Below are 15,494 nucleotides of genomic sequence, written 5' to 3'. Positions count from 1 at the left end.
TCTGAATGATCCGTTCTTTTTTTGCCAAAAAGATATATGGATAATATACCTTTATTTTACTGAATAATGACTCCGTTTGCAAATGAACATTTTACTAAAAATTCAAAAAGATGCCCACATTTCTTATTGTAAGCGTATACAATAAATTATACAATAGAATAAAAGGGAAATCGGACAAAACAAAAAGATTGTTGTCTTTTTTGTATAAAGTGTGAATAACGAAATTTTTGCGCCTTGATCCATTTACTTTTTGTAAAATTAAGTTAGAATTAGAATTGTTTACATAGGGGAAGATGATAAAGGGGGATGGAAAATGAAACGGAATCCGCTTATTCCATTTTTGCTGATTGCTGTCTTAGGGATAGGGCTCACTTTCTTTTTATCCGTAAAGGGGCTCGGCGACGCCAAGGAGATTGCAGGCGGAGGGGAAAACAAGTCTGCCGAGAAGGAAACTGCAAACGCTTCACCGGAAGAGATATACAAGGCCAACTGTATCTCATGCCACGGTGAAAACTATGAAGGTGTCTCAGGGCCGAGTTTGAAAGGCGTGGGAGATAAAAAAGATGTTGCTGAAATAAAAACAAAAATTGAAAAAGGCGGCAACGGAATGCCGTCAGGACTCGTACCTGCCGAGAAGCTGGATGAAATGGCAGATTGGGTGTCTAATATTAAATAACTAAAATTTAAAGCTATATCTGTCAGGCCGCCGAGATTCTCTCGACAGCCTTTTATTTTTGCCTTCTAATAGAAAATCAGTACTTCCCTTTTGGTTTGTTGTAAACTATGATCGAAATTATGATCATTCGAAATTTCGCTATAAAGGTGAGAAAGGGAAGTGGGATGTGACGCTCTTACCAATTCACGTGCGAGGTTTGAGGGGTACTTACCAAAAAAACGCTTCTAGATAAAGCAGAAATAGTAAAGAAAGAAAAACATATTCTTTAGTTTAAATTTGGAACTTCCTTTGTTAAGGGTGTTCTTTTGAAAGGCATAGACTATAGAAACACAACCCATAAAAAGCCCCTTTTACAATGAGAAAACACATTAGAGTAAAGAAATAAACGAAAATCATTCGCTCAGCTTGGATTCCCGGCTGTTTTTTTATATGATAGTAAAGGAAAAAATGATTGAGAAAAGTTGTGATAACAATGAATGAAATGAAATTATCAAAAAGATTGCAGACAGTAGCGGAAAACATACCGGACGGAGCAGTGATTGCGGATATCGGTTCTGACCACGCTTACCTTCCTTGTTATGCTGTGCTGAATCATATAGCAAGCCGCGCAATTGCCGGGGAAATTACCGACGGCCCTTTTCTTTCTGCAAAACAGCAGGTTGAGAAATTAAACTTAAGCTCCCATATCTCAGTGAGGCAGGGGGACGGGCTGGAAGTGATTCAAAAAGGTGAGGTTGATGCAATTACGATTGCCGGAATGGGAGGCTCTTTGATCGCTCATATTTTAGAGTCTGGCAAAGATAAGCTGACAGGAAAAGAGCGGCTTATTTTGCAGCCGAATATTCATGCCATCCATATTAGAGAGTGGCTCTATAAGGAAGGCTATGCTCTCGTGAGTGAGATGATTCTTGAGGAGGATGGGAAGTGCTATGAAGTGCTTGCCGCCGAAGCGGGAGACAAAGATGCAGCTTACGAAGGATTTTCTTTTGAAGCCGGAATGCTTGTCGGTCCTTTTTTAGCAAAAGAAAAGAATGCAGTATTTATGAAAAAATGGACTCAAGAGCTTGAACATACTGAAAAAATTCATGAGCAGATCAGCCGTGCTGCGCAGTCCGGGCACAACAAACAAAAATTAGCAGAACTCACAAAACGGATTGAATTGTTAAAGGAGGTCATCGGACATGGATAAAACAGTAAACGGTCAGCAAATCATCCAGTTGTTTGAACAATTTTCTCCGAAGGCGTTTGCGGTTGAGGGAGACAAAATTGGATTGCAGATCGGCACTTTGAATAAACCGGTGAAAAACGTGATGGTCACGCTTGATGTGCTGGAAAGTGTGGTAGACGAAGCGATTGAAAAAAATGTTGATGTGATTATTGCCCATCATCCGCCTATTTTCAGACCGCTTAAGCATATCTCGACAGATCAGCCTGGCGGTAGGCTGATTGAGAAATGTATCAAACATGATATTGCTGTATATGCGGCCCATACGAATCTGGATGTAGCGGACGGCGGAGTGAACGATTTGCTCGCTGAGGCTTTGGAGCTGGAGAATTCCGAAGTGCTGGTGCCGACATATTCAGATCCGCTTAAAAAGCTGGTCGTATATGTGCCGAAGGAGTACGAAGAGAAGGTCAGAACCGCCCTTGGAAACGCCGGGGCAGGACACATCGGCGAATACAGCCATTGTGCGTTTTCATCGGAGGGAATCGGAAGCTTCAAGCCGCTGGACGGTGCAGAGCCGTTTATCGGTGAGGTTGGAGAGCTTGAACTGGTTCATGAGGTCCGGCTTGAGACCGTTTTTCCTGCAAGTTTAGAAAAATCTGTAATAAAAGCCATGATCAAAAGCCATCCATATGAAGAGGTTGCTTATGATATTTATCATGTGGAACAGGCCGCGATAGAAAAAGGGCTTGGCCGGATCGGAAAACTGAAAGATAATATGACGCTTCAGGAATTTGCCTTGTTTGTAAAAGAGAAGCTGCAAGTAAACGGAGTCCGCATGGTAGGGGATTCTGAGAGTGTAGTGAAAAAGGTGGCTGTTCTCGGAGGAGACGGCAATAAATACATTTACGAGGCAAAACGAAAAGGCGCGGATGTTTACGTAACAGGAGATCTGTATTTTCATGTTGCGCATGATGCGATGATGATGGGGCTTAATGTTATTGATCCCGGTCACTATGCTGAAAAAATCATGAAAGAGGGCGTTGTGAAAACGCTGACTGCGATGTGCGCAGAGAAAAATTATAATGTTCATATTTTTGTGTCTGAGACAGATACAAATCCGTTTACATTTTTATAAAAAAACTGAGGCGTAAGGGCCTCAGTTTTTTGCTTTTACTTTTGGTAAGATTTTTTGCAGCGGGACGTTATGCTGAACTGTCCATGTCGATTCATCCTGATGATCAAATTGTTCTAAGAAGCGAATGACTTCTTTCGTAATAGGTGTTGGCGTAGAAGCGCCAGCGGTTACTGCTACAGTATTTACACCTTGAAGCCACTCCAGCTTTAATTCGCTTAAGTCGCCGATGCGGTAGGCTTTCGTTCCGGCAATTTCTTCGGACACTTGTGCGAGCCTGTTTGAGTTGTTGCTCTTTGGATCTCCAACAACGATTGTTAAGTCTGCTTTTTTTGCTTGTTCTGATACGGCTTCTTGGCGGACCTGTGTAGCCAGACAAATTTCCTGGTGATATTCAACATGGGGGTATTTATCCTTTACAAGCTCCATGATGTCATGAACATCCCATTGAGACATTGTCGTTTGGTTTGTTACGATTAATTTTTCTGCTTGAATATCAAGATTTTGGACATCCTCTTCGGTTTCAACGAGGTGAACAATATCTGGCGCGACGCCTACCGCTCCTTCAGGCTCCGGATGGCCTTTTTTGCCGATATAGATGACATGGTAGCCTTCCGCTTTCATTTTTAAAATTAAATCATGGGTTTTCGTGACGTCCGGGCATGTTGCGTCAATTGCGACTAAGCCTTTTTCTTCTGCTATTCTCCGGACTTCCGGAGAAACGCCGTGCGCCGTGAAAATGACGGTGCCTTTGTCTACCTGCTTTAATATTTCTAATCTGTTAGCTCCGTCCAGCGTGTAAATCCCGTCCTCTTCAAACGCATCTGTAACGTGTTTATTATGAACAATCATTCCGAGTATATAGATTGGTCTGGGTAAGTTTTTATCAAGCGCTGCGTTTTTAGCGATGACCATGGCATCTACAACGCCATAGCAATAGCCGCGCGGCGAAATTTTAACTACGTCCATTTTTGGTTGTCCTCCTATTCAGAAGTGAGTGAGAGGCAATATAAAAAGCCGTAATTAAACGGCTTTATTCTTGCATTCTTCTGATCTCTATTATAGCCAATCTTAGTTCAGATATCAAAGAATGTTAAATATATAATCTTGGCTTTGAACTGCCTGACGTTCTTTTGACAGGAGCGGAGACCGGAGAGGGAGACACTTCTTTTTTCTTAGAGGCCGGCGCCGGAGCAGATTTTGCTTTTGGTTTTGCGGGAACTGGGCTCGTTTTTTTCACCGTCTCTGTTTCGTCAGGTATATCTGTTTCATTCGTCTCGGCTTCTTTTCCGTCTGCTTCTTCTGTTTCGTCATCATTGCTGCTCAATTGGCTGTACAGCTTCATCATGGCCGGCAGGTTTCGCACTAATGGGCCATACTGCTGAATCATGGGAGTGACTTGCTGAGCCATGCCGAGCACTTTTTGGACATTGCCGAGCATGCTGGATAGCGACGCCGGATTGGCCAGATTCTGAATGCCTTGAAAACCGGCGCCTCCGCCTGCCGCTGCCCCGGGCGCCCCTGTACCTCCTGCACCCGGCAAAAACCTGGACAACATGCCCTTTAATCCTCCCCCTAAGCCATTTCTGGATTCGATTCCCGGCTGCTGGGGAAATGGCTGGCGAGGGGGCTGGAAACCTTGCTGCTGGCCGGAAAATGAAGGCTGTCGCATTGCGGGCGGTCTTCCGCCCATCATGCGCTGGTTAGGAGCGGACCGGTTTGGCGGTCCCGGCTGACGCATATTTCTCATTGGCTGTTGCTGTGAAAACATACTTGTACCTCCTTTCAAACTCTCCCTGCTACTACAATATGCATGTGAGACTGTATTTGCTTTTTTTCGAGAGAGCGTAAAACAAGCTCCTGACAAACATGGTGTTTTTAAGCCAAATCGGGTATAATGTGATGATGGACACATAATGTGCCGCTTTAAGGAGCTGGGAAAAATGAAAGAAACAAAATTTGAATTGTATGATCTGAAACCGTTTATTATAGATGCCGTACATCGCCTTGGTTTTTATGAGCCGACTGATATTCAAAAAAGGCTGATACCTGCTGTGTTAAAAAGAGAAAGCGTGATTGGGCAATCTCAGACCGGTACAGGAAAGACTCACGCTTATTTATTGCCTTTGTTAAATGAAATTGATCCGAATAAGGACGTTGTTCAGGTCGTTATTACGGCTCCGACAAGAGAGCTTGCCAACCAGATTCATCAGGAAGCGCTGAAAATTACAGAAAGCATGACAGACGATTCTATCCGTTCGAAATGCTTTATCGGAGGCACGGATAAACAAAAATCAATTGATAAGCTGAAGACACAGCCACATCTGGTTGTCGGAACCCCGGGACGGATTGCTGATTTAATAAAAGAGCAGGCGTTAAACGTTTATAAGGCTAAATCACTTGTTATTGATGAGGCAGATTTAATGCTTGATATGGGTTTTATAGCTGATGTTGATTATATCGGATCACGTATGCCGGAAGATTTGCAAATGCTTGTTTTCTCCGCGACGATTCCTGAAAAACTGAAGCCTTTCTTGAAAAAGTATATGGAAAATCCGAAATACGCACATGTGGAGCCGAAGCAAATCACTGCAGAAAAGATTGAGCATGTTCTCATCCCTTCAAAACACCGCGATAAGGACAAGTTGCTCTTTGACATCATGTCCCATCAAAATCCGTATCTTGGCATTGTATTTGCCAATACAAAAAATACGGCGGACCATATTGCTTCATACTTAACAGGCAAAGGGATGAAAATAGGTCTTCTTCACGGCGGGCTGACGCCTCGTGAGCGTAAAAAAGTAATGAAGCAGATTAACGATCTGGAGTTCACATATGTCATCGCGACAGACCTTGCGGCTAGAGGGATTGATATTAAGGGTGTGAGCCACGTTATCAACTATGAGCTGCCGGATGATCTTGATTTTTATGTTCACCGTGTAGGAAGAACGGCGCGCGCCGGATCTTCAGGCCAAGCGATGACGATTTATGAGCTGTCTGATGAGGATGCGCTTGTCAAACTGGAGAAAATGGGCATCGTATTTGAGTATGTTGAGCTTGAAAAAGGCGAATGGAAAAAAGGCGACGACCGCCAGCGCCGTAAAAACCGTAAAAAGACGCCGAACGAAGCTGACGAAATGGCACAGCGCCTTGTGAAAAAGCCGAAAAAAGTAAAACCGGGCTATAAAAAGAAAATGAGTTATGAGATGGAGAAAATAAGAAAAAAACAAAGAAGACAGCAATCTAAAAGAGGAAAGTAGGGAAACCGGTTGTTGAAAATAGGTTCACATGTCTCAATGAGCGGAAAACACATGCTTCTTGCCGCAAGCCAAGAAGCTGTCTCTTATGGGGCAAACACATTTATGATCTATACAGGCGCACCGCAAAATACGCGCCGTAAAAAAATTGAAGACCTCAATATAGAGGCAGGCCAGGCGCACATGAAAGAAAACGGCATTGACGATATTGTCGTTCATGCGCCTTACATCATCAATATTGCGAATACGACCAACCCGGCAACATTTGAGCTTGGCGTTGACTTTCTGCGTTCGGAAATCGAAAGGACAGCTGCGATCGGAGCAAAACAAATTGTGCTTCACCCAGGCGCTCATGTGGGAGCGGGGGCTGATGTAGGTATTCAAAAGATCATTGAAGGCTTAAACGAAGTGATTGATCCGAATCAAAAGGTGCAGATCGCTTTGGAAACGATGGCCGGCAAAGGTTCTGAGTGCGGCCGGAGTTTTGAAGAGCTTGCCCAAATTATAAACGGTGTCACTCATAATGAGCATCTGTCCGTCTGCTTTGATACATGCCATACGCATGATGCAGGCTATGATGTTGTTCATGATTTTGACGGCGTTCTTAATGAATTTGATAAGATTGTCGGAATCGACAGAATAAAAGTGCTTCACATTAATGACAGCAAAAATGTCAGAGGTGCGAAAAAAGACCGTCATGAAAACATCGGCTTCGGTGAAGTCGGATTCGACGCTTTGCAATATGTGGTGCATCATGATCAGCTTTCAGATATACCGAAAATCCTGGAAACGCCGTATGTAGGGGAAGATAAGAAGAATAAAAAACCTCCATACCGATTCGAGATTCAAATGCTGAAGGAAAAGCAATTTGATGAGGGATTGCTGGAAAAAATAGCAGAGCAATAAATAAAGGGGGAGTGAATCTCCCCCTCTTTAGCTTGTGAATTGTTTGAAAAGTTCATTAACTGTATTTGCAGTTTCTTTTGATGTAATGTTTTCAACCTGTTTCAGCAGCTGCAAGCGTTCCTGATCATCAAAAATGTTTATGTTTTTACCGTTCATAAGGTTTGCGACTTCAGCCGCTTGTGTTCTGGTGAGACTGATTCCGTATTGCTTTGAATACTTGAGTAAATCCTCCGCAGTCACTTGGTTCAGCCGCTGCAGAATAATTTTTTGAAATAAAATCATCGAACATTCCACCTCTCAGGAATAATGTATGGGCAAATCAGTAAAACGTTCCAGCTTTTAATGGTAAAATAGATTCATAATCTATTTTTAATAGTTATTTTCAGGAAGGAGATTTTATGACCTCAACAAAACAACATAAGAAAGAATCATTCATTCATTTCCTTTTCAGAGTCATTATGATTTTGATCGGAGCTGCTTCAGCGGCGGTAAGTATTGAACTGTTTTTGGTCCCTAATAACTTCATTGACGGAGGCATCATCGGAATATCGCTTATTTTAGACCACCTCTTTATGGCCACCCCCATCCTTAATTTCGCTATTTTTGTCGTAGTGCTAAACATTCCGTTTATGATTTTTGGTTATAAATATATCGGAAAGACATTCTTGGTTTCCACCGTTATTGGAATTGTAGGGTTAGCGGTTATCGAATCTTCGCTTCACCATGTAGATGCCGTTACAACACAGCCAATTTTGGCTACAGTTTTTGGAGGGCTTTTGCTTGGCTTCGGTGTCGGTCTGGTGATTCGATTCGGGGGATCAATGGATGGCACAGAGATACTCGGCATCCTCCTGACGAAAAAATTGCCATTTTCAGTCGGCGAATTCGTTATGCTCATTAACGTGTTCATCTTTATTTGGGCCGGTTTTGTGTTTGGCCCGGAACAGGCGATGTATTCCTTCATGACCTATTATATTGCTATGAAAACAATAGATGCCGTTATTCAAGGACTTGATGAAACAAAAGCGGTCATTATTGTGGCAGAACAATATGCTGAAATATCAGACGCCATTTTGCACCGGCTTGGACGGGGGACAACCAAACTGCAGGGCAAGGGCGGTTATACCGATGAAACGAAGGAAGTCATATATGCTGTTGTCACAAGGCTTGAAGTAACCAAGCTGAAATCCATCGTCTTTGAAATTGACAAAAATGCATTTATAACTATTATGAATACTCATGAAACAAGAGGCGGCAAATTCAAAACCGCTATCCATTAGGCTTTCATTTACTTTTATTAATTTTATAGGTATAATTTATATACGACATAAAGAGATGGCTTGCTGATTTGACAGCTGCCATTTTCTTTTTTGGAAAATCGGATTGATTGAGCATAAACATACGTTCTTTCAAAGTGACAAGGGGGACCCTCCATGAACGTACAAGAAGCACTTAACTTGCTGAAAGAAAAAGGATATAAATATACAAGCAAACGGGAAGATATGCTTCAGCTTTTCGCTGATTCGGACAGATATCTTACTGCTAAAAACGTTTTGGCTGCATTAAATGACGATTATCCCGGTCTGAGCTTTGATACAATATACAGAAACCTTTCATTATATGAAGAGCTGGGCATTTTGGAAACGACTGAGCTTTCCGGTGAAAAGCTTTTTAGATTTAAGTGTTCATACACGCATCATCATCATCATTTTATTTGTTTAGAATGCGGAAAGACGAAAGAGATTGAATCATGCCCGATGGACAAACTTAACGACGATTTGGAAGGCTATGAAATCAGCGGCCACAAATTTGAGATATACGGCAAGTGCCCGGGATGCGAACAAAAAAATGCGGAAAACCCTTCAGCGTAAGGGTTTTTATTTTTTAAAAAAAGCAGGAGCCTTATTTTTTCGGCTCCTGCTTTGTCAGCTTTTCACACGTAATAAACTGTGTTTGTTTTCATTTATCCAGTGAACGGCGTCAAGCCAGTTATTCACCCTGATGATATTCGAATCGATGGGGAGCTGATTATAGGGGGAATTGAACAAAATAACCGGAATATTGGCTTCTTTTGCTATCATCGTCGCATTACCGTGATGATCTTCAAAAAATAAGTCAATGTCATGCTTTTTCACAGCTTCTACCTTGTTGTGCCCGCCGACAAGCTCAATATGGTCATAGTGAATATCCCGGCTACCGAACCACTCATAGGTGACATCAGTCAAATGGTTCCGCCGTGCTGTAATATAGATCAAAGAGTGCTCTTCTTTCAGTTTATCAAGCGATTGTTTTGCGTACTGCGCGAGCATGGCTTCTTTATATATCATCGCTTCATTGCGATTCATCCAGTCCCAAAATTCTTCGGTTGTAATATTCAGCAGCTTTGTCAGATCATAGTCCGTCATATCGTCTAATGAAATAGAAAGGTTAAACGAGTGGTTTAAATAAGGGACAAATGTATCTTGAGCCGTGATGGTGCCGTCAATATCTATTCCTAAGCGTAACATGCCCACACTCCTTTATTTTCATACTTTCAAGTGTAACATAAACAATTAACATTACCAGAAAAGTTTAGCAAACATGAAACAGAAGAAATTGCTTAAACTATAAAAGCTCCTTTAATAAAAGACAAGGGGGAATTGAAGGTGGCATACGACTACGAAAAACGTGAAGGTAATAATTATTATGTCGATCATGGCTCAGAGGGCACGAACATTACCCATGATGACGGTTATTTAGAAGAAACTTCTGCTGAAATTGCGGAGCCTTACCGCGCATCAGACCGCGTCGGTGACCGTGATGAGAATAATGCAGGAGCCAATGAAGGGCGAGGCATTGGATTTATTGCCTTAGCTCTATCCATTATTTCCTTGTTTGTCCTTCCTGTGCTGTTAGGGGCGGCTGGAATCATCGTCGGCTATATCGCACGAAGAAGAGGCGCAACCAGCTTAGGCGGCTGGGCAATGGGAATTGGCGTAATATCACTTGTGCTGGGAATATTTATTATTCCGTTTTTCTAAAGCAAAAGCTTGACGGGTTTCCGTCAAGCTTTTTGTGTCTAAGCATTTAATTTCGATTTTTCAGCTTCGAGTTTTGCATAATGTTCCTCGGCAAGTTTGTCAATTTCTTTTTTCAGTTCCTCAACCATTGTTTCTTCGGGAACCTTGCGTACAATTTCGCCTTTGCGGAACAGAAGTCCTTCCCCGCGGGCACCGGCAATACCGATGTCAGCTTCTCTTGCTTCTCCCGGACCGTTTACGGCGCAGCCGAGAACAGCTACTTTAATCGGTGCTTTTACCTTTGAAATGTAGTCTTCCACTTCGTTTGCAATGCTGATTAAATCAATCTCAATCCGTCCGCAAGTCGGACACGAAATAAGGGTGGCCGCATTTGAAGCAAGCCCGAAAGATTTTAACAATTCTCGTGCTACTTTTACCTCTTCCACCGGATCGGCGCTTAATGAGATACGCACAGTGTTACCGATACCCAAACTTAAGATAGCTCCGAGGCCTGCCGCGCTTTTAACTGTGCCGGCAAACAATGTTCCTGACTCTGTAATACCGAGGTGAAGCGGATAATCGAAAGCTCTTGATGCCTTTTCATATGCTTCAATCGCAAGGTTCACATCGGACGCTTTCATGCTGACGATAATATCGTGAAAATCCAGATCTTCAAGGATTTTAATATGGTGAAGCGCGCTTTCGACCATTCCGTCTGCTGTCGGATAGCCGTATTTTTCTAAAATGCGTTTTTCCAGAGAACCTGCGTTAACGCCGATTCGAATAGGAATTCCTTTTTCTTTTGCTGCTTTCACAACAGCTTCGACTTTTTCACGGCGGCCGATGTTCCCAGGGTTGATCCGGATCTTATCTGCTCCGCCTTCTATCGCTTTTAAGGCAAGCTTGTAGTCAAAATGGATATCGACAACAAGCGGAATGGATATCTGTTTTTTGATATCGGCAATCGCATTAGCCGCACGCTCGTCAGGGCATGCGACCCGCACGATTTGGCATCCCGCTTCTGCCAATCGGTTAATCTCCGCTACTGTTGCTTCTACATCATGTGTTTTTGTTGTTGTCATGCTTTGTATGACAACTTCATTATTTCCGCCTATTGTTAAAGGTCCCACTTTGACGGGACGCGTTTTTGTACGATGGGTGATTTCACTCACTTGTCAATCGCTCCTTAATTGTAGTTACCGCTTATTGAATCCAGTCCTGATATGGTCTGTGTGATTTTGATTTACAAATTATATTGTAACAGTGTATTCGCCGAACTGACAAGAAATTAACGTTTTAGTTGCGATATACGGGGAATTTATACGCTGTTCCGGCTTGAATGCTGCTTGCTTTTACGTTTGGATTCAGCGCTTCGAAATCCCTCACAATCTCTTCCGGCGAGCCCGCATTTCCGACAATTGACATGACCGTGTCACCCTTTTTCACTGTAACCGTTTTATACGCCGCTTCTTGTTCAGAAGTTTTTGCTGACACTGCATAAACAGGGAGGTCCTGAAAGGGAATGGTTCCTATTTTTACATCGTAAAATATAATAAAGATGACAAATATACTGCTGAATAGAAAGATGAGACGCTTCATGTTTTTTGCCTCCCGCATACGAATTTTACTTCATTGTATGCTTGTCCCTTTTCCTTCATGACAAAAGAAAAGAGACTGTACGGGACAGTCTCAGACTAAACGGCTGTTTTCTTTGACGGTATCTCTTTTAAGACGAGGAAGAGGATCACAAAGTTTACAAACCAATTAACAAAAAATTCACTTGGCACAGAAGCTTCCAATGCTCTCATAATGGTAAAGAAAATGGTTGAAAGGGTAATCGAATAAGCAGAAAGTTTCCATAGCTGCGGATAGGACAGCTGTTTTCTTTGGGCGTTTTTCATGATGAGCCCGATCAAGCCAAGGAAAGAAACTTCTATAAATTTACCCACGGCAGTCATGAGAAACAATAAGACAGAAAGCACGGTCACAATCATTGTTTTATTTTGATGTAATGCGGACATGACATCCTTTTTCGTCAATTCAGAAGGGAGCAATGAATAATTCATTTCTGTCGCCTGGCCGTCGATTGCCAAGACAAATTTGTCTTTCAAAATGCCGATAGCATTTTGCTTTGCCTCGATTTGTTCTGTGCCGTATGCGTCAGTGGGATCAAATACAATGACAAATCCATTCGCCTGTGATTCCGTGGATTTTTTTTCATCGGTTTGCAGTTTGCCGTTTGAAATCGTAAAATCGGGGAAATCATCTTGTAAAACGGATTTAAACCCGTTCATTGATTTCACAGTTCCGGAGCTTAAATAATAAGCGCTCGGGAGTGTAAAAAGGAGCGAAAGAAGGAAAACATAAAGAATCGCCTTCCCTATCCCTTGGAATCTTGTCTTTGCGATATCCTTGGGAGAGTATGTACTTTTGACAAAAAGCTTAAATAAATTCAAAACCTTCACTTCCTAGCTATACTGATATATGTTGCTTATTGTATCGTTCACACCGCATGAACACAAGGAAGATCTATTATTGTAAGCCGATTTTAAAGTGAAGGTTACCAGCACCAAGATAAGGAATAATACATAATAAGCTTAGAGCGGATAGATAAATCCGCGGAAAGAGGAGATTTTATGGATATTTTATATTGGCTGATCATAGCTGTTGTATTTGTTATCGCATTTATCGGGCTTGTGTACCCTATCATCCCGAGTGTCGTGTTTATTGTTGCAGGATTTGTTCTATATGGATTTTTGTTTACGTTCAGTCCTTATTCCTATATGTTTTGGCTTGTGGAAGCCGTATTTGCCGCTGTTTTATTCGCAGCAGACTATGTATCCAATTTGCTGGGGGTTAAAAGATTCGGGGGCAGCAGGGCGGCGATTTGGGGAAGCACGATTGGCTTATTAATCGGACCATTTGTCATTCCTGTAGCAGGTATCATTTTGGGACCGTTTATCGGCGCGGTCGCAGCTGAGCTTATCGTTCATCAGAAAGATATAAAGGCCGCATTCAAAATCGGCTTGGGATCACTGATCGGGTTTTTAACGAGTGTCCTGGCAAAGGGCGTCATTCAGCTAATCATGATCGGGTATTTTTTATGGACTGTTCTATAGAAAAGCAAAAACAACAGGTTTAGTAACAAGTCTTAACGGTTAAAGTGAAGTATGCCTGCTGAAATGACCTTTTATGAGCTTTTTCATTGATAACGCGCCTTTCTTTTGATAATCTGAATGAAGAAAGGCTCGCTTGATAGCGGCATTTCAGTACATATAATATTAAGGAGGAATTTATCATGGCTTACGAACTTCCAGAATTACCTTATGCTTACGATGCGTTAGAACCGCATATCGACAAGGAAACAATGAATATTCACCATACGAAGCACCATAACACTTATGTTACAAACTTGAACAAAGCGGTTGAAGGAAATACTGCTCTTGCAAACAAATCTGTTGAAGAGCTTGTAGCTGACCTTAACGCTGTGCCGGAAAACATCCGCACTGCTGTACGCAACAATGGCGGCGGACATGCCAACCACAAATTGTTCTGGACACTTTTATCTCCAAATGGCGGCGGCGAGCCGACAGGAGATCTTGCAGAGGCAATCAAAAGTGAATTTGGAAGCTTTGACAAATTCAAAGAGCAGTTCGGAGCTGCGGCAACAGGCCGTTTCGGTTCTGGCTGGGCATGGCTTGTAGTAAACAATGGCAAGCTTGAAATCACTAGCACGCCAAACCAAGATTCTCCGCTTTCTGAAGGGAAAACTCCGGTTTTAGGTCTTGATGTATGGGAGCACGCTTACTACCTTAACTACCAAAACCGCCGTCCTGATTACATCTCCGCTTTCTGGAATGTTGTCAATTGGGATGAGGTTGCCCGTCTTTACAGCGAAGCAAAATAAAGGATTAAATGAAACAAGGCCCTTTACGGGTCTTGTTTTTTTGTGTGGAACTTTCTCTCCTTTTTACATATCTGAGTTTTAGTTTAGACAAACTATGGAGAGTAAAGGGGAGTCAGTGATGAGCAAACTAAAAAAAGTAATTGGCAACGTAGAAGTAAACAAAGGCTTACTGCTGCTGCTTACCATTGGAGGACTTTACTCATTAGGTATTGCGCTTTCTAATACATTTGTGAATGTGTACCTTTGGAAGCAATCAGGAAAATTCGTTGATTTGGCCATCTATAATCTGTCAATTGTGACGATGCAGCCATTCACCTTTTTATTAGCCGGACGGTTGGCTAAGAAAATAGACAGGGTGTTTATCCTTAGATTTGGCGTGATCTTTTTAGCCGGATTTTATTTAACGGTGCTGTTGGCGGGTGAAACGGCCGCTTCCCGGCTGGTGCTGATCGGGGCAGTCCTTGGTGTAGGCTACGGTTTTTATTGGCTTGCATTTAATGTGCTGACTTTTGAAATCACAGAGCCTGATACGAGAGATTTTTTCAATGGTTTTCTGGGAATTTTATCATCGACGGCGGGGATGATTGGGCCGATTGTTGCAGGTTTTGTGATCTCAAGATTTGAAAATAATACAGGATATACGGTCATTTTCAGCCTTTCCCTCAGTTTATTTGCACTCGCTGTAGTCATGAGCTTCTTTCTGAAACGGAGAGAGTCAAAAGGCCGTTTTATGCTGAAAAAAGTATTTGCTGAACGCCATACGAATATGAATTGGCGCAAAATTACAAATGCGCATTTTTTTCAAGGCTTGAGAGAGGGAATTTTTGTTTTTTTAATCAGTGTGTTTGTTTTTATTGCAACAAACAGTGAATTGGCGCTTGGTACCTTTGGGCTTGTTAATTCAGCTGTTTCCTTTTTTGCCTACTATTTTGTGTCAAGGCTGATCAAAAAGAAGGCAAGAAAAAAGGCAATACTTGTAGGAGGACTGGTGCTGTATGGAGCGCTGTTTCTCATCCTTTTCCATATGAGCTTCACGACCTTGCTCACCTACGGCGTTTTTATCGCAATTGGATATCCCTTGCTTCTCGTTCCCTATTTATCCCTTACCTATGATGTCATCGGACGGGCGAGGCATGCACGAAAGGCGAGAATTGAATATATTGTGCTGAGAGAATTGTTTTTAAATGCAGGCAGAATTGTGTCGATTCTATTTTTTCTCATTATCGTCTCATTATTAAAAGACGATGTGGGAATCCCGGTGTCCCTTGCATTGCTCGGAGCGGGGCATACACTGATTTATTACTTCGTCAAAGACATCAGATTCACAGAACCGGACCCGGCTGAAGAAACGATGGCAGAAGACGGTCAAAAACGAGTGGCAGAACCGAACCTTTTAAAAGGAGAAAGATAATAATTCGTGAAAAAAGGGTTATCTGTAGAAAAAAGTCG

General features: G+C 42.3%; 18 protein-coding genes. 11 read left to right on the top strand and 7 right to left on the bottom strand.

The features are described from left to right. Window positions 1-313: 313 nt before the first annotated feature. From cccA to AAHT65_RS19995, 3 genes are all read left to right on the top strand, one after another. The gene (gene cccA / locus AAHT65_RS20005) at window positions 314-676 is read left to right on the top strand and encodes a cytochrome c550 (RefSeq protein WP_004429509.1); all 363 of its coding nucleotides are present in this window, start codon (window positions 314-316) and stop codon (window positions 674-676) included. Window positions 677-1,214: 538 nt separating this feature from the next. Further along, complete coding sequence (trmK, locus tag AAHT65_RS20000; RefSeq protein ID WP_231104906.1) at window positions 1,215-1,865, top strand: tRNA (adenine(22)-N(1))-methyltransferase TrmK; 651 nt, start codon at window positions 1,215-1,217, stop codon at window positions 1,863-1,865. After that, a complete protein-coding gene (locus AAHT65_RS19995; RefSeq protein WP_088117593.1) occupies window positions 1,858-2,979 on the top strand; it encodes a Nif3-like dinuclear metal center hexameric protein in 1,122 nt (373 codons plus the stop codon). Before trmK ends, AAHT65_RS19995 begins: the two co-directional genes overlap by 8 nt. Before the next feature lie 21 nt (window positions 2,980-3,000). On the opposite strand, the gene AAHT65_RS19990 is transcribed toward AAHT65_RS19995, so the two are convergent. After that, complete coding sequence (locus tag AAHT65_RS19990; RefSeq protein ID WP_004429516.1) at window positions 3,001-3,945, bottom strand: 4-hydroxy-3-methylbut-2-enyl diphosphate reductase; 945 nt, start codon at window positions 3,943-3,945, stop codon at window positions 3,001-3,003. Window positions 3,946-4,069: 124 nt separating this feature from the next. Next, window positions 4,070-4,747 carry a VrrA/YqfQ family protein gene (gene vrrA, locus AAHT65_RS19985; protein ID WP_088117592.1) on the bottom strand — a complete coding sequence of 226 codons (678 nt, stop codon included), beginning with the start codon at window positions 4,745-4,747 and terminating at the stop codon, window positions 4,070-4,072. Between the two features lie 172 nt (window positions 4,748-4,919). Between vrrA and AAHT65_RS19980 the strand changes: the two genes are divergently transcribed. Both AAHT65_RS19980 and AAHT65_RS19975 read left to right on the top strand, forming a co-directional pair. Continuing rightward, window positions 4,920-6,236: a DEAD/DEAH box helicase gene (locus AAHT65_RS19980; RefSeq protein WP_035175206.1), complete on the top strand. Its 1,317-nt coding sequence runs from the start codon at window positions 4,920-4,922 to the stop codon at window positions 6,234-6,236. A gap of 9 nt (window positions 6,237-6,245) precedes the next feature. Next, window positions 6,246-7,139 (top strand): deoxyribonuclease IV, encoded by an 894-nt coding sequence (locus AAHT65_RS19975; protein WP_004429520.1) that lies wholly within the window; start codon window positions 6,246-6,248, stop codon window positions 7,137-7,139. A gap of 27 nt (window positions 7,140-7,166) precedes the next feature. On the opposite strand, the gene AAHT65_RS19970 is transcribed toward AAHT65_RS19975, so the two are convergent. Continuing rightward, window positions 7,167-7,421, bottom strand: a complete 255-nt coding sequence (locus AAHT65_RS19970) for a DUF2624 domain-containing protein (protein ID WP_004429521.1) — start codon at window positions 7,419-7,421, stop codon at window positions 7,167-7,169. 116 nt (window positions 7,422-7,537) lie between these two features. On the opposite strand from AAHT65_RS19970, the gene AAHT65_RS19965 reads away from it, so the two are divergent. Further along, window positions 7,538-8,419, top strand: a complete 882-nt coding sequence (locus tag AAHT65_RS19965; RefSeq protein WP_088117591.1) for a YitT family protein — start codon at window positions 7,538-7,540, stop codon at window positions 8,417-8,419. 153 nt (window positions 8,420-8,572) lie between these two features. Further along, window positions 8,573-9,010 (top strand): Fur family transcriptional regulator, encoded by a 438-nt coding sequence (locus tag AAHT65_RS19960; RefSeq protein WP_004429523.1) that lies wholly within the window; start codon window positions 8,573-8,575, stop codon window positions 9,008-9,010. A gap of 54 nt (window positions 9,011-9,064) precedes the next feature. Here the strand turns inward: AAHT65_RS19960 and AAHT65_RS19955 are convergent, their stop codons facing one another. Then, a complete protein-coding gene (locus AAHT65_RS19955; protein WP_088117590.1) occupies window positions 9,065-9,646 on the bottom strand; it encodes a hypothetical protein in 582 nt (193 codons plus the stop codon). A 132-nt stretch (window positions 9,647-9,778) separates the two neighbouring features. Between AAHT65_RS19955 and AAHT65_RS19950 the strand changes: the two genes are divergently transcribed. Beyond that, window positions 9,779-10,159 carry a DUF308 domain-containing protein gene (locus AAHT65_RS19950; protein WP_087941812.1) on the top strand — a complete coding sequence of 127 codons (381 nt, stop codon included), beginning with the start codon at window positions 9,779-9,781 and terminating at the stop codon, window positions 10,157-10,159. A 38-nt stretch (window positions 10,160-10,197) separates the two neighbouring features. On the opposite strand, the gene ispG is transcribed toward AAHT65_RS19950, so the two are convergent. From ispG to AAHT65_RS19935, 3 genes are all read right to left on the bottom strand, one after another. Then, complete coding sequence (gene ispG / locus AAHT65_RS19945) at window positions 10,198-11,301, bottom strand: flavodoxin-dependent (E)-4-hydroxy-3-methylbut-2-enyl-diphosphate synthase (protein WP_170316254.1); 1,104 nt, start codon at window positions 11,299-11,301, stop codon at window positions 10,198-10,200. Window positions 11,302-11,434: 133 nt separating this feature from the next. Continuing rightward, on the bottom strand, window positions 11,435-11,737 hold the full coding sequence (locus AAHT65_RS19940) for a LysM peptidoglycan-binding domain-containing protein (protein ID WP_088117589.1): 303 nt from the start codon (window positions 11,735-11,737) through the stop codon (window positions 11,435-11,437). Window positions 11,738-11,832: 95 nt separating this feature from the next. Continuing rightward, a complete protein-coding gene (locus AAHT65_RS19935) occupies window positions 11,833-12,594 on the bottom strand; it encodes a DUF1189 domain-containing protein (protein WP_004429528.1) in 762 nt (253 codons plus the stop codon). A gap of 180 nt (window positions 12,595-12,774) precedes the next feature. Between AAHT65_RS19935 and AAHT65_RS19930 the strand changes: the two genes are divergently transcribed. The 3 genes from AAHT65_RS19930 (at window position 12,775) to AAHT65_RS19920 (ending at window position 15,456) form a co-directional block, all read left to right on the top strand. Beyond that, window positions 12,775-13,257 carry a DUF456 domain-containing protein gene (locus AAHT65_RS19930; RefSeq protein ID WP_004429529.1) on the top strand — a complete coding sequence of 161 codons (483 nt, stop codon included), beginning with the start codon at window positions 12,775-12,777 and terminating at the stop codon, window positions 13,255-13,257. Window positions 13,258-13,436: 179 nt separating this feature from the next. Then, complete coding sequence (gene sodA, locus AAHT65_RS19925) at window positions 13,437-14,045, top strand: superoxide dismutase SodA (protein ID WP_061669984.1); 609 nt, start codon at window positions 13,437-13,439, stop codon at window positions 14,043-14,045. Between the two features lie 118 nt (window positions 14,046-14,163). Then, on the top strand, window positions 14,164-15,456 hold the full coding sequence (locus AAHT65_RS19920) for an MFS transporter (RefSeq protein WP_004429531.1): 1,293 nt from the start codon (window positions 14,164-14,166) through the stop codon (window positions 15,454-15,456). Window positions 15,457-15,494 lie beyond the last annotated feature (38 nt).

The organism is Bacillus atrophaeus (genome assembly GCF_039519175.1).
GTDB classification, from domain to species: Bacteria; Bacillota; Bacilli; order Bacillales; family Bacillaceae; genus Bacillus; species Bacillus atrophaeus.
Note: the sequence above shows the minus strand (reverse complement) of the source record. Positions and strands in the feature narration are given on the sequence as shown.

Bases quoted from the DNA above. Each gene is read 5' to 3' on its own strand.
- cccA (WP_004429509.1), top strand. From the start codon at position 314: ATGAAACGGAATCCGCTTATTCCATTTTTGCTGATTGCTGTCTTAGGG.
- AAHT65_RS19995 (WP_088117593.1), top strand. From the start codon at position 1,858: ATGGATAAAACAGTAAACGGTCAGCAAATCATCCAGTTGTTTGAACAA.
- AAHT65_RS19990 (WP_004429516.1), bottom strand. From the start codon at position 3,945: ATGGACGTAGTTAAAATTTCGCCGCGCGGCTATTGCTATGGCGTTGTA.
- vrrA (WP_088117592.1), bottom strand. From the start codon at position 4,747: ATGTTTTCACAGCAACAGCCAATGAGAAATATGCGTCAGCCGGGACCG.
- AAHT65_RS19980 (WP_035175206.1), top strand. From the start codon at position 4,920: ATGAAAGAAACAAAATTTGAATTGTATGATCTGAAACCGTTTATTATA.
- AAHT65_RS19970 (WP_004429521.1), bottom strand. From the start codon at position 7,421: ATGATTTTATTTCAAAAAATTATTCTGCAGCGGCTGAACCAAGTGACT.
- AAHT65_RS19965 (WP_088117591.1), top strand. From the start codon at position 7,538: ATGACCTCAACAAAACAACATAAGAAAGAATCATTCATTCATTTCCTT.
- AAHT65_RS19960 (WP_004429523.1), top strand. From the start codon at position 8,573: ATGAACGTACAAGAAGCACTTAACTTGCTGAAAGAAAAAGGATATAAA.
- AAHT65_RS19955 (WP_088117590.1), bottom strand. From the start codon at position 9,646: ATGTTACGCTTAGGAATAGATATTGACGGCACCATCACGGCTCAAGAT.
- AAHT65_RS19940 (WP_088117589.1), bottom strand. From the start codon at position 11,737: ATGAAGCGTCTCATCTTTCTATTCAGCAGTATATTTGTCATCTTTATT.
- AAHT65_RS19930 (WP_004429529.1), top strand. From the start codon at position 12,775: ATGGATATTTTATATTGGCTGATCATAGCTGTTGTATTTGTTATCGCA.
- sodA (WP_061669984.1), top strand. From the start codon at position 13,437: ATGGCTTACGAACTTCCAGAATTACCTTATGCTTACGATGCGTTAGAA.
- AAHT65_RS19920 (WP_004429531.1), top strand. From the start codon at position 14,164: ATGAGCAAACTAAAAAAAGTAATTGGCAACGTAGAAGTAAACAAAGGC.